Annotated in this window: 10 protein-coding genes; 3 read left to right on the top strand and 7 right to left on the bottom strand. The window is 72.8% G+C overall.

All coding sequences use genetic code 11. The annotated features are described in order from the left end of the window. Window positions 1-186: 186 nt before the first annotated feature. From K7472_RS02445 to menC, 3 genes are read left to right on the top strand one after another with little or no spacing between them, the layout of a single operon-like run. Window positions 187-1,311, top strand: a complete 1,125-nt coding sequence (locus K7472_RS02445) for a M20 family metallopeptidase (RefSeq protein ID WP_252394925.1) — start codon at window positions 187-189, stop codon at window positions 1,309-1,311. Continuing rightward, window positions 1,308-2,099: a GNAT family N-acetyltransferase gene (locus K7472_RS02450; protein WP_252394926.1), complete on the top strand. Its 792-nt coding sequence runs from the start codon at window positions 1,308-1,310 to the stop codon at window positions 2,097-2,099. The genes K7472_RS02445 and K7472_RS02450 overlap by 4 nt, the downstream gene beginning before the upstream one ends. Continuing rightward, a complete protein-coding gene (menC, locus tag K7472_RS02455) occupies window positions 2,099-3,199 on the top strand; it encodes an o-succinylbenzoate synthase (protein WP_222973418.1) in 1,101 nt (366 codons plus the stop codon). The genes K7472_RS02450 and menC overlap by 1 nt, the downstream gene beginning before the upstream one ends. 132 nt (window positions 3,200-3,331) lie before the next feature. Here the strand turns inward: menC and K7472_RS02460 are convergent, their stop codons facing one another. The 7 genes from K7472_RS02460 to K7472_RS02490 are packed head-to-tail and all read right to left on the bottom strand — an operon-like array spanning window position 3,332 to window position 12,696. Beyond that, window positions 3,332-4,201 (bottom strand): aldo/keto reductase, encoded by an 870-nt coding sequence (locus K7472_RS02460; RefSeq protein WP_222973420.1) that lies wholly within the window; start codon window positions 4,199-4,201, stop codon window positions 3,332-3,334. A gap of 16 nt (window positions 4,202-4,217) precedes the next feature. Then, a complete protein-coding gene (locus K7472_RS02465; protein ID WP_222973422.1) occupies window positions 4,218-5,210 on the bottom strand; it encodes a radical SAM/SPASM domain-containing protein in 993 nt (330 codons plus the stop codon). Next, the gene (locus tag K7472_RS02470; RefSeq protein WP_222973424.1) at window positions 5,207-6,301 is read right to left on the bottom strand and encodes a hypothetical protein; all 1,095 of its coding nucleotides are present in this window, start codon (window positions 6,299-6,301) and stop codon (window positions 5,207-5,209) included. The genes K7472_RS02465 and K7472_RS02470 overlap by 4 nt, the downstream gene beginning before the upstream one ends. After that, window positions 6,298-7,476 (bottom strand): DegT/DnrJ/EryC1/StrS family aminotransferase, encoded by a 1,179-nt coding sequence (locus tag K7472_RS02475; RefSeq protein ID WP_222973426.1) that lies wholly within the window; start codon window positions 7,474-7,476, stop codon window positions 6,298-6,300. Before K7472_RS02475 ends, K7472_RS02470 begins: the two co-directional genes overlap by 4 nt. Window positions 7,477-7,486: 10 nt before the next feature. Then, on the bottom strand, window positions 7,487-8,236 hold the full coding sequence (locus K7472_RS02480) for a class I SAM-dependent methyltransferase (protein ID WP_222973428.1): 750 nt from the start codon (window positions 8,234-8,236) through the stop codon (window positions 7,487-7,489). A gap of 12 nt (window positions 8,237-8,248) precedes the next feature. After that, on the bottom strand, window positions 8,249-9,580 hold the full coding sequence (locus K7472_RS02485) for a glycosyltransferase (protein WP_222973429.1): 1,332 nt from the start codon (window positions 9,578-9,580) through the stop codon (window positions 8,249-8,251). Further along, window positions 9,577-12,696, bottom strand: coding sequence for a non-ribosomal peptide synthetase (locus tag K7472_RS02490; RefSeq protein ID WP_222973430.1), 3,120 nt, complete (start codon window positions 12,694-12,696; stop codon window positions 9,577-9,579). Before K7472_RS02490 ends, K7472_RS02485 begins: the two co-directional genes overlap by 4 nt. Between the last annotated feature and the right edge of the window lie 171 nt (window positions 12,697-12,867).

The raw sequence follows: 12,867 nt of genomic DNA on the forward strand, positions 1-12,867 counted from the left end.
GCGGCCCGCACACCGCGCTCGACAGCATGAACGTGCGATGGCCGCGGACGCCCGGGCGGGCGGACCGCCACGCCGGGGCTCGAAGGGACGGGCGAGCCGGACCGGCGGACCCGAAGCCCCACACCTCCGCGGTCATCGCCACCAGGCGACGGACCACCGCCGCCCTCCGCCACCGAAAGGCAGGCAATGTCCACCGTCGTACCCGACCTCGAGGCCATGCTGGCCGACCTGGAAGCGCTCGTCACCTGCGAGTCCTTCTCGGCCGACCACGCCGCCCTCGCCACCTGCGCCCGCGTCCTCGCCGCCCGTGGCAGCCGCCTGCTCGGCGCGGAGCCCGACCTGATCGTCACCGACGGGGTCACCCACGTGCGCTGGGCCTTCGGCACCCCGCGGGTGCTTCTCCTGGGCCACCACGACACGGTGTGGCCGACCGGCTCCCTGCGCACCCATCCGTGGCAGGTCCGCGACGGCATCGCCACCGGGCCCGGGGTCTTCGACATGAAGGCCGGACTCGTCCAGCTCCTGCACGCCGTCGCCGCGCTGTCCCCGGCCGAACGCGACGGGGTGTGCGTCCTGGTCACCGGCGACGAGGAGGTCGGCGGCGACGCCTCCCGCACCCTCATCGAGGAGACCGCCCGCACCTGTGCCGCCACGTTCGTGCTGGAGGCGTCCGCGGACGGCGGCGCGCTCAAGACCGCCCGCAAGGGGGCCTCCTGGTACGAGATCCACGTCAAGGGCCGCGCGGCGCACGCCGGCCTGGAGCCCCACAAGGGCGTCAACGCGGCCGTGGAAGCGGCCCACCAGATCCTGGCCCTCACCGCCCTCGCCGACCAGGTCGGCGCCGACACCGGCGAGACCGGTACCACGGTCACTCCGACGCTGCTCACCTCCGGCACCACCGGCAACACCGTCCCGGCCGCCGCCCGCATCAGCGTCGACGTCCGCGTCCCCAGCCAGGCCGCGCAACGACGCGTCGACGACCTCGTACGCGGCCTGCGCCCCGTCGACCCGCAAGCCGCACTCCGGGTGAGCGGCGGGCCCAACCGCCCACCCCTGGACGCCGACAGCTCGGCCGCGCTCTACGCCCTCGCCCAGCGCAAGGCCGCCGACCTCGGCATGCCGCCCCTACGAGGTGTCTCCGTCGGGGGAGCCTCCGACGGCAACTTCACCGCGGGCGTCGGCTGCCCCACCCTCGACGGCCTCGGCGCCGTCGGCGGCGGAGCCCACGCCGACCACGAACACGTACAGGTCCACCACCTCCCCACGCGCGCCCGGCTGCTCACCGAACTGATCCGCGAGGTGAACCGATGACCATCCCGGCCCCGGACATCAGAGAACTGCACGACCTGGACGACTTCGCGGACGTCGTCGCCCTCTTCGCCCGCATCTGGCAGTGCCCGCCCGAACACTCCCCGGTCAACGTCGAGCAGATGCGCGCCCTGTCCCACTGCGGCAACTACGTCGCCGGCGCCTACCACCAGGGCCGCCTGGTCGGCGCCTCCGTGGCCTTCCTGTCCGCGCCGGTCGGACGCGGCCTGCACTCCCACGTCACCGGCGCACTGCCCGGGCTCGGCGCGGGCCACGCCCTCAAACTCCACCAGCGCGCCTGGGCTTTGGAACGCGGCCTGGACCGGATCACCTGGACCTACGACCCGCTGGTGCGGCGCAACGCCCACTTCAACCTGGTCAAGCTGGGCGCCCTGCCGGAGGAGTACCTGCCCTCCTTCTACGGGCCCATGGACGACGGCATCAACACCGGCGACGAGACCGACCGCGCCCTGGCCGTCTGGCACCTGCTCGAACCCCGCGCCGAAGCGGCCGCCCTCGGCCACCCCCAGCGTCCCGACCTCCCCTCGGCAACCCACTACGCCCTGCGCGACCACCACGGACGCCCTCGGCCAGGCACCCTCACGGCCGGATCACTCCTCGTCCAACTCCCCGCCGACATCGAGACCTTGCGCAGGACGGACCCCGCAGCCGCGAAGGACTGGCGCCTGGCCCTGCGCGACGTCCTCGGCACCCTTCTGTCCGACGGCGCGAGCGTCATCGGCTTCCACGACAAGAGCAGCTACCTCCTCACCCGAAAGCCCACCGCCTGATGAAGATCACCGGCATCGAACTGCGCCGCATCGCCATGCCCCTGCGCGCCCCGTTCCGCACCTCCTTCGGCACCGAGCACGACCGTGACGTCCTCCTCGTCCGCGTCGTCACCACCCACGGCGACGGCTGGGGCGAATGTGCCGCCATGACCGCCCCCCGCTACAACCACGAATACGTCGACGCGGCCCAGGACCTCCTGCGCCGCCACCTCATCCCCGCCCTGCCCGCCACGGTGGACGCGCACGCGGCCGGCCGCGCCCTGGAGCAGTTCAAGGGCCACAAGATGGCCAAGGCCGCGCTCGAGACCGCGATCCTCGACGCCCAGCTCCGCGCCACCGGCGAGTCCTTCGCCTCCTACCTCGGAGCCGACCGCGCGAGCGTCCCGTGCGGCGTCTCCGTCGGCATCGCCGACTCCCTCCCCGAACTCCTCGACACCGTCGACGACTTCGTCCAGCAGGGTTACGTCCGCATCAAGCTCAAGATCGAACCCGGCTGGGACGTCGAACCCGTCCGCGCGGTACGCGAGCGCTTCGGCGACCAGCTCCTGCTCCAGGTCGACGCCAACGCCGCCTACACCCTCGCCGACGCCCGCCACCTCGCCCGGCTCGACGCGTTCGACCTGCTCCTGATCGAACAGCCCCTCGCCGACGACGACCTCGTCCAGCACGCCCAGCTCGCCCGCCGCCTCACCACCCCGATCTGCCTCGACGAGTCCATCGAGTCCGCAGCCCACGCCGCGGCCGCCATCACCCTCGGCGCCTGCCAGATCATCAACATCAAGCCCGGCCGCGTCGGCGGCTACCTGGAAGCCCGCCGCATCCACGACCTGTGCCGCGCCCACGGCGTCCCCGTCTGGTGCGGCGGAATGCTGGAAACGGGCCTCGGCCGCGCCGCCAACATCGCCCTCGCCGCCCTCCCCGGCTTCACCCTCCCCGGGGACACCTCCGCCTCCAACCGCTACTACGCCACGGACATCACGCCCCCGTTCGAGCTCACCGACGGCCACCTCGAGGTCCCCACCGCCCCCGGCATCGGCACCGACCCCGTCCCGGATGTCCTGGCGGAGGTCACGACGACGACGGAATGGATCGCCCTGTAGGGCCGTCCCGTGAAACGCGACCGTCGGGAGCTGACGCGAAGGACTCTTCGACGGGAGATCCGCCGCGGCGGGCCCTGCCGTTGTGGCGCGGCAGGCGGTGGGCAGAGTCCGGCCGTGCACCGGGTGCCGCCGCTAGACCGCCATCGCCGTGAGCGTGGCGAGTTCGGTGTCGGACAGTGCGATCACGGCGGCTCGGGTGTTCTCCTCCAAGTGGGCGACGCGGGAGGTGCCGGGGATCGGCAGCATCGCCGGGGAGCGCCTGAGCAGCCAGGCGAGCGCGAGCTGTGAGGGCGTCGCACCGTGCCGGCGCGCCAGGGTGGCGAGGGGTCCGTTGCGCCGGGTGAGACGGCCGGTGTCCAGGGGAAACCAGGGGATGAAGCCGATGCCGTGGCGGGTGGCGTGGTCGAGCAGTGGTTCGGCGGTGCGGTCGGTGAGGTTGTACAGGTTCTGCACCGAGACGATCGGCGTGATCCGGGCCGCCGCCTCCACCTCCTCGACGGACACTTCGGAGAGGCCGACGTGACGGATCTTGCCTTCCTCCTGTAGCAGTCTGAGGGCGCCGATCTGGTCCACGAGGGGCACGAGCGGGTCGATGCGGTGCAACTGGAACAGGTCGATGCGCTCCAGACCGAGGTTGCGCAGGCTCAGTTCGACCTGCCGACGCAAGTACTCCGGTCGGCCGACGGGGTGCCACTGGCCCGGTCCGGGGTGGGTGAGACCGGCCTTGGTCGCGATGACCAGGTCGTCCGGGTAGGGGTGCAGGGCCTTCCTGATGAGCTGTTCGGCGATCATCGGACCGTAGCAGTCGGCGGTGTCGATGAAGGTCACCCCCAGGTCCGCGGCCCGGCGCAGGACCCGGACGGCCTCGGCCGGATCCTCCGGGGCACCCAGGGCGCCCGGGCCGGTCAGGTGTTTGGAGCCGAAGCCGAGGCGGGTGACCGTGAGGTCCCCGCCGAGGGCGTACCTGCCCGCGGCCAGGGCCGGGCGCTGGTCCGGGTTCATCGCGGCTCTCCTCGGTTCACTCCGGTGCCGGACCGCCGCTGCCGCGGCGGATGTTGGTGGCGAAGTTCAGGGGGTCGCAGGCGTGGCAGCCGAGGCGCCCGCTGTTGTGGGCGGTTGCCAGGGCGTGGCGTCGGCGGGCGAGGATCGCCTTGGCCGACTCCTCGTGAAGGTTGCCGAAGCCGATGGTGCGGCGTTCCTCCCAGGCGATGGAGTTGCACGGCAGCACGTGGCCGGAGGCGTCGATGTAGAGCTGGCCCAGTTCCACGGTGCAGGAGCGTCCCCGGACGGCGGAGCCGGTCGGGCGGGAGGTACGGACCTCGGTGAGCGGTATGTCGGCGAAGCCGGAGGGGAGCGGGCTGATCAGGGTGGGGCCCGGCCCGGGGGTGGCGTGGAGCGTGGCGACGGTGGTCCTGAGGCGGCGGCGGGTCTCCTCGTTCCAGGTCCTGGCGATGGCTCCCTTGACCGGGATCAGGTGCCACAGGTGCAGGCTCGGCCAGAACGGCAGGGTGGTGAAATCCGCCAGGTCGTCCGCGTTGGTGGGCATGAGAACGGTGTTGAGCTGGCAGAAGACGCCCCGGTCGGAGATCCGGGCCAGTGCCTGCGTGATGTCCTGTTCGGGGAAGGCCGGCAGCTTGCGCCAGGTGGCGTGGCGCTCGGGGTCGGCGAAGTCGCGGGAGTACACGACCTTGGCCAGGCGCGGGGAGTCGAGCAGCCAGTCGTGGCCGGGTTCCAGAACGGTGCCATTGGTGATGAAGCCGAAGTCGAGGCCGAGTCGCCCGGTCAGGGTGAGGAGCGCGTCGAAGTCTGGGTGGGTGACGAACTCCCCACCGGTGAAGATCACGCGCTGCCAGCCCTCGTCGGCCAGGGCACGCAGGGCGTCACGGACGGTGCCGGCCGTGAGGACGCTGTCATCGCGCCAGCTCAGGCACATCGGGCAGCTGGCGTTGCAGGGGTTCTGCAGCGAGAGGTAGGCGGTGCCTTCCAGCTCCGCGGGGTCGGTGGGGTTCAACGGGCCGTCCCTTCGGGTGAGTCGGCGTGGCCGGCACCGTGCCGGGGGGTGGCGGACAGGCGGGCGTCCAGTGCGCTCAGCGCAAGAGTCAGCCGCTCGTGCAGTGCGGTGCCGCCCAGGCGCAGGGTGACCAGTTCCAGGTAGTCCTGGTAGGCGATGGCCCGGGTGTCGAACAGCCAGCCCGCCAGGCACAGTTCTTCGTAGGCACCGGGGCCCAGGGCCTGCCCGGCACCCGAGGCGGTGTCGTGGACGAGGGCGCGCAAGGTCCGGTCGTCGAGGTGGACACGGCGAAGGTAGGGCTCTTCGAGGTTGAGCGAGACCCCGCTGTCCTCGTTGCGCTCCCAGTACCAGAGGTCGTGTTCGTCGAGGAACCTGCACCAGAGCACCGCCAGCACGTACTCGCAGAGCAGTGGTTCGCCCCGTTGGGCACGGTGAGTGTCCTCGTGGGCCTGGAGCAGGAAGACGTACAGGCTCATGATGCCCGCCCGTCCGTGCCGCTCCAGGAGCCGCTCACACTGGCGGGGGCTGAGGCGTTCCACGAACGTGGGCCCGGGGATGGCCGGTGGATAGAACGGGTAGAGCACGGAGTCGCGGAACAGCTCCAGCCAGCTCCGGCCGTCGGGAGGCTGGAAGAGGGCCGGGTCGTAGGTGATCCCGAGGCCGGTCAGGTACCTGCGCCAGCGGCCGAGCAGGTCGTGCACGAGCGGGGTGTCGGTGACGGGTTGTTCCAGCCGCACCGCCGGCAGGCCGGCGCCCGGTATCCCGCGCAGCCGGGAGCGGGTCAGCTCCTGCCAGCGAGCCGCCTGCGGTGCGAAGGGGCGGGAGAAGCGGTCCGCGATGCGGACCCCGAACCCGTCGGCCAGATAGGCGCGGAAGGCGTACCGGTCGACCAGGTAGCCGGGCACCTCCCCGGGTACCGGTGGGGCGTCCGCGGGCCCGGACAGCGCGCGCCAGTCGCGCCCGGCCCGCTCGCGCCAGTGGTCCAGCTCGTCGGTGAAGGAGCCGGTGAACGCGCCGGTGGCCGCCTCGTCGAGCGGGCGGGGCTGCCCCGGCGCCTCGGTGCGGTGGGCCCGCAGCGCGAGGCCGGTCATCGCCGGCCGCCGTTCACGGGCCCGGGCGGCTCGGAAGGCTCGGGCAGCTCAGGCATGACTGTGGCTTTGTCCTGACGTTCCGTCAGATTCGTTGCCTGAAGGATGAGTTCGTCGAGGTCCTGGAACGGCCACAGTGTGACGCCGACCAGGCGTCCCCACAGGTCGCGACAGCGGTGGGCGATCTCCTCGGTGTAGAGGGCGTGCCGGGCCACCACGGGTTCGTCGACGAGCGCCGCGATGTAGAAGCGTTCCAGCCACGGGTGCTCGGCCAGCACCTGTTCGGCCCGCTCGGGGGTGTCCAGGGTGACGGCGACCCGCTGCCAGGCGCTGAGCGCGTCGTGGTCGATGTGCTGGAGGCGGGCGTGCGGCGACACGCGGGGCAGGTGCTCACGCAGGAGCAGCGCCGTCTGCGTGCGGATCTGGGCCAGTTCCTCGAAGGCCTCGAACTGCGGTTCCAGGACGGCTGCCTGGAATTCCGTCAGCAGCGACTTGCCGCCGATCTCGTGGGCCAGGAAGCGCCCGTCGGGCACCTCGCGCAGCCCGGCGTGGCGGATGGCCTTGGCCCGCTCGTGGACCCGCGGGTCGCCGGTGGTGAACATACCGCCGTCGCCGCAACTCAGCGGCTTGGAGGTGTTGAAGCTGAAGGCCGCGCCGTCGCCGAGCGAGCCGACGGCGCGGGTGCCCAGTCGGGCGCCGAGCGCCTGGGCGGCGTCCTCCAGCAGGAGCAGGCCCCGTTCGGTGCAGAACTGCGCCACCCGGCCCGCTCCCGAGGGGTTGCCGAAGGTGTGGACGAAGATCACGGCTCTGGTGTCCGGGGTCAGCACCGCCCGCACGTGCTCGGGCTCGGGGTTGAAGGTGGTGTCGTCGACGTCGCAGAGCACCGGCCGGGCGCCGGTCAGCAGGACGGCCTGGGCGGTGGCCACGAAGGTGGAGCTGGGGATCACCACGTCGTCGCCCGGCCCGATCCCGTGGGCCCGCAGGCCCAGTTCGAGGGCGGCCGTGCCCGCGTTGGTGGTCAGGCACGGCACGCCGAGGAGTTCCTCGGCGCGGGCCTGGACGGCGTTGACGAACCGTCCGCGGTAGATGTTCCACTGCTTGCTGTCCACCAGGTCCAGGAGGTTCTCCCGGATCCGTGCCTCGATGCGCTCCTGGAGGCCGTGTCGGTTCGTCGCCACGTGGGTCCTCTCAGAAGGCGGTGGAGTCGAGGTCGGGCCACTGCTCGTGCAGGCCCTGGAAGTAGGCGGGCAGGGATTCCGGCGCGCGCTCACGCATGATCGTCACCCCGGCACCGAACGGCAGGTCCAGCAGCTGCCACTGCGGGTGGCGTTCCTCGATCTCCAGGAGCAGGCGGCGCGGGCCCGACCACTTGGGGTTGGCGCTGCGGCTGACGGTGTCGTGGAAGATGATCGTGCCGCCGGGCGCCAGCCGGGGCGACATCAGCCGGAAGTCGGTCTCCACCGCCTCGTAGAAGTGCCCTCCGTCGATGAACAGCAGGTCGATCGGCGGGAGCTGGGCACAGGCCTCGGTGGCCGCGAACTGCTCGGTGGTCATCAGATGGTGGACGATGTGCTCCTCGACGCCGAAGGACTTGAACCAGGTGCGCACCTGCTCGGCGTCGGTCCAGAAGTCGTCGTCGAAGGAGGGGTCCACGAAGGTGATGGCGGGCGCGTCGCGGTCGCGCTGAGCCTTGGCGAGCAGGATCGGCACGAAGCCGCGCCCCGAGCCGATGCTCAGCACGACGCGTGGTTCCAGCGCCCTCGTGAGGCCGTAGTACAGCCAGCCGAGCCCGAGGCTGTCGCGGTGCGCGGCGCGCACCGCGTCCGGCGCGTCCCGCCCGCCCCAGGTCGGAGGACCGGCCGGAAGCTTCGCGTGGCCGGTGCGGTTCGGTTCCATGTCGGGATGGGACAGGAAGTGCGACACCCAGTTCTCGTCCATGCGGTCCTCTCCTTACCGTTCAACCTTGTTGAACGTCGATTTGCGAAGCAGCATCCGGGCGACGGCGTTGCCCGCTCCGAGCGACTTGAAGGCCACCGCGAGCGGGACCAGGCCCCGGGCGGAGCGGGTGGCGGCGCCGGTCGCGGGAGGACTGGTGAGCCGCAGCGCCTGCGCGCCCAGTTCGTAGTAGCCGTACATCAGCCCGGTCAGCGCCACCGGTCCACGCCATCCGGCCATGCGGTGGGCGCCGGCGGCGGCGAGGGCGAACACCGCGGGGCGGCACAGCCACCGGCCGGCCAGCGCGGTGTGGGTGAGCAGGGGCAGCACGGTGTCCGGGGCGAGCGAACTCGGCCTGTACCAGCGGAAGAACTGAAGGTTCCCGGAGTACCAGAAGGTGTGCTGGCGGATGAGTCCGGTGTGGCTGGTGGGCGACTGGCAGGCGTCGTCGAAGGGCACCGGATGGATGGCGATGCCTGCCCGGGAGAGCGCGAAGCCGATCTGGATGCCGTCGCACGGTCCGGTCCGGGGGAACCCGCCGACCGCTTCCAGCGTCCGCAAGTCGAAGAACTCGCCGTGGCCCATGCAGTAGGGCGGGAACGGCAGGCTGCGGCCGGCGGCGATCCGGTCCCGGCAGGCGAGCAGCCGGGGGACCTCGAAGATGTGGTTCCACGCGCCCTGGTAGACGGCGTTGGCGTGCAGCAGGCCGCGGCTGCGGGCCAGGGCCTCGCCGTTGGCCAGGTAGGTGACGGTCTGCTGGAACGCCGAGGCCTGCGGGCGGCGGCGCAGTTGGTCGTCGAGGTAGGCCAGCGTCGGCGCCTCGGGACGGGAGTCCGCGTCGTAGACGCCGACCAGGATCCGTTGCCCGGCCAGCCGCTCCCGCACCTGCTCCTGGACGTGGCCGAGCGCGGCGTTGAGCTGGAGGCTGCGGCGCTGCTCGGGGCCGGTGTGGGTGACGACGGTGATCGGCGCGCCGTCGGGGTGGCGCTTGGCGTACTCCTCCACCACCTGGGCGGTGGAGCGCTCGCCGTTCTCCTTCCCGTCGACGGCGACCAGGATCTCGAACCGGTCCGCGGGGTAGTCCAGTTTCCGCAGGTGGGCCAGCGTTCCCTCGATGACCCGTTGTTCGCGCAGCGCCGGGACCAGCAGGAAGACGTAGGCCGTGCCGGGCTCCCGGTCCGCTCGAACGGCCGCGAAGCCTCGGCGGGCCTGGTGCTTCCAGCGGGCCGAGCGCACGATGTTGCGTACGCCCGCGGCCGTGCCGCCGAGCACAGTGACCAGGGCCGCCCGCTCCGCCAGGGCCAGCACGCCGGTGGCCCGCGAACCGCGCCCGCGCGCCCGGCTCACCGGGAGCCGGCCCAGGAGCCGAGGTCCGTCACGGCGGTGACGACGGCATCGGCGAGGGTGGTGATGAGGTCGCGCGGGTAGGCCGCCTCGACGTACTCCAGCAGGACCGCGCCACCGTGCGGGCCGGAGCGCGAGGTGACCACCAGGGCGGGGTCGTGGCGCGTCCCCGGGCGGAGTGCGGGGCGCAGGGCGGTGAGCCGGAGGTCGGGGGTGAAAGGCGTCACCGGGAGCTCCTGGCGGTGGTGGAACAGCAGGTAGGGGCGCTTTCGCAGCCGCTCCACCTCGGCGCCACGGCCCTCGGCACGCAGCTGCGCCAGGGCGGCGGCCAGCGGTGGGGGATCGGTGACCAGGTGCACCAGCTGCCGCCGGGCGTCTTCGAACAGCTCGCCGGGCTCCGCGCAGCGCCGGCGTTCGAAGTGGACGAAGGCCAGCTCGGTCAGGCAGCCGACGGTGGTGTCCGCTCCCGGCAGGTGCCGCCCGGACTGGGAGATCTGGAAGCCGAACTCCTCGCCGTCGACGACCTCACCGACCGCGCGGGCCAGCACGCTCAGGTAGAAGCAGGCGGGTGTGATCCCCCGGGCGGCCAGCGCCGCCTCGCTCGCGGCCGGCACCCGCGGCAGCTCACGCTCGACGGTGGCGGTGCGCCCGGTCGCCAGCGGATCGTGGCCGGGGTGGGCGGGCAGCGGCAGCGGGGGGCGGAACCCGCGCAGGTAGAGATGGTCGACGGCCCGGGCGAGGGCGGCGCGGCCCTCGGGGGTGGCGTACTGCTCGGCCTGGCGGCGCGCGTACTCCTGGTACTGGGTCACCGGGCCCAGCGCGGCCGGCGCGTGGCCGTGGGCCTGGCCGTAGAGCGCGGCGAGTTCGCCGACCAGGATCTCGGCGGACACCTCGTCGAAGGCGATGTGGTCGACGCACAGCGCGAGGACGTGCTCGCTCGCGCCGTCGGTGACCAGCAGGGCACGGACCACGGGACCGTGGGCCATGTCGAAGGGGAGGCGGCCGAATCCCCGCTCGCCGCGGATGGCCTCGATCTCGGCCTCGTGCCGGCCTCGGGGCAGCGTCCGGACCTCCAGCGGCCAGTGGCGCCCGGCGGCCGGGGCGATGACGGCGACGAAGTCGGGGTCATCGCGGTAGCGGGTGGCCAGGATGTCGTGGCGGACGGTCAGGGCGTCCAGGGCGGAGCGCAGCGCCGTCACGTCGAGGGGGCCGCGCAGGCGGTGGAGGATGAGCACCGGCTGGGTGCTGCCGTCGGCCGCGGCGCGGTAGGCGCCCAGCCGGGCGCGCTGTTGCAGGGAGGCCGGCGCGGTGAACTCCCCGGTGGGCGCCGGACCGGGGGAGGGTGCGACCGGCTCCGGTGCCGCCCGCCGTGCGCTCTCCACCGCTTGGGCGACCCGCGCCAGGGTCGGGTTCTCGAACATGACGGCGAGCGGCAGTTCGACGCCGAGCCGGGCGCGGATCCGGGCGACCACCCGGGAAGCGCCGATGGAAGTGCCGCCGCAGCCGAAGAAGTCGTCCCCGGGGCCGACCGCCTCCAGCCGCAGCACCTCGCACCAGATCCGCGCGACCTGGTCCTCCGTCAGGGAGAGCCGCGCACGCGGCTGCGTGGCGGCGGCGGGGGAGGGCAGCAGCAGGCGGTCCACCTTGCCGTTCGCCTTCAGCGGCAGCTCCTCCAGCCACACGTACTGTCCCGGCACCAGGTAGGGCGGCAGCAGGGCCGCGAGGTGCTCGCGCGTCCGGTGGGTGTCCAGCGGCGGCTGCCCGGCGGCGGGCACCAGGTAGGCGACCAGGCGCTGGTCCGTGCCGGGCTCGCGGACCGCGTGCACGAAGGCGTCGGCGACCCGCGGGTGGCGGCGTAACGCGTGCTCGATCTCGCCCGGTTCGATCCGGTGGCCCTCGATCTTGACCTGGTCGTCGATCCGTCCGGCGAAGACGATGTCGCCGTCCGGCCCGCGCCGCCCCAGGTCCCCGCTGCGATAGAGCCGGCGCCCGGGCGTGCCGTCCAGGTGGGGGACGAACCGCTGCTCGGTCAGCTCGGGCGCGCCCAGGTAGCCGTTGGACAGTCCGGCGCCGCCGAGCCACAGTTCGCCCAGCTCCCCGTCCGGCACGACCCGCCCGTCCGGCCCGACGACGTACACCTCGGCGCCGGCGATGGGCCGGCCGATGGGCACCGGGGAGGGGACGGGGCGCTTCGGGTCGATCGTGAACGTGGTACTGAAGACCGTGGTCTCGGTGGGGCCGTACCCCTCGACGAACCGGCAGTCCGGCAGGGCCAGCCGGGCGCGCTCCAGATGCTCCGTGGAGGCCGGCTCGCCACCGGTGAGCAGCACCCGCACCTCGCTGAGGGCCGCCAACTCCTCGTCCACGACGAGGTGGAGGAGCGAGGCGGTGAGGTAGAGCGTGGTGACGCGGAACTCGTGCAGCACCTTGCCGAGGTCGGCGGGGGAGAGCCGTCCGGGCGGGGCGATCACCAGCTCGCCGCCGTTGAGCAGCGGGCCGAAGATCTCCAGCAGGCTGGCGTCGAAGGAGAGCGGGGAGTGCTGGAGCACGGTGTCCCGGGGGCCGAACCGGACGAACTCCTGGTCGCGTACCAGGCGCAGCACCCCGCGATGCGGCACCGAGACGGCCTTGGGCTGACCGGTGGTGCCGGAGGTGGAGAGCACGAAGGCGGCCTGCTGCGCGTCGCGCGGTCCCGGCGGCGGCTCGGTGGCGGGACCGGCCGATCGCAGCTGCGCGAGGCTGAGGACCTCGATGCCCGCGGCCACGGCTCCCGGCGCCAGACCGCTCTCGTCGACGAGGGCCAGCGTGACGCGGGCATCGGCCAGCAGGCCCGCCGTCCGGATGGCCGGCTCGCCGGGGTCCAGCGGGAGGCAGGCCGCTCCGGCGGCGAGCACCCCCAGCAGGGCGACCACCACGGGGGTACCGCGCGCGGCCCGCAGCGCGACCACGTCCGAGGGGCGCACGCCCCTGTCGTGCAGGGCCTGGGCGCACCCCGCCACGTGGGCCTGGAGCTCTCGGTAGGTCAGCCGGCCGTTCGCGTCCCGCACGGCTGTCGCGTCCGGCGTGCGCAGCGCCTGCTCGGCCAGGGCCTCGGGCAGGGAAAGCGGAGCAGGATCCATCTGCTGACTCTCCTTCGGATCGGTTCTGCTGCGGGAGTCCGCAGGGTGCCCGACGAAACGACAGGCGGCGGTGGCCGCCGAAACAGCGGGTGTGCCCTTGTGGGCAAGGCCGTATCCGAAAGGGCAAAACAGCATGCCCTAAAGGTCACGGACATAGTGGCGCACGGGGAA

Source organism: Streptantibioticus parmotrematis (assembly GCF_019890615.1).
GTDB lineage: Bacteria > Actinomycetota > Actinomycetes > Streptomycetales > Streptomycetaceae > Streptantibioticus_D > Streptantibioticus_D parmotrematis.

Bases quoted from the DNA above. Each gene is read 5' to 3' on its own strand.
- K7472_RS02445 (WP_252394925.1), top strand. From the start codon at position 187: ATGTCCACCGTCGTACCCGACCTCGAGGCCATGCTGGCCGACCTGGAA.
- K7472_RS02450 (WP_252394926.1), top strand. From the start codon at position 1,308: ATGACCATCCCGGCCCCGGACATCAGAGAACTGCACGACCTGGACGAC.
- menC (WP_222973418.1), top strand. From the start codon at position 2,099: ATGAAGATCACCGGCATCGAACTGCGCCGCATCGCCATGCCCCTGCGC.
- K7472_RS02460 (WP_222973420.1), bottom strand. From the start codon at position 4,201: ATGAACCCGGACCAGCGCCCGGCCCTGGCCGCGGGCAGGTACGCCCTC.
- K7472_RS02470 (WP_222973424.1), bottom strand. From the start codon at position 6,301: ATGACCGGCCTCGCGCTGCGGGCCCACCGCACCGAGGCGCCGGGGCAG.
- K7472_RS02480 (WP_222973428.1), bottom strand. From the start codon at position 8,236: ATGGACGAGAACTGGGTGTCGCACTTCCTGTCCCATCCCGACATGGAA.
- K7472_RS02490 (WP_222973430.1), bottom strand. From the start codon at position 12,696: ATGGATCCTGCTCCGCTTTCCCTGCCCGAGGCCCTGGCCGAGCAGGCG.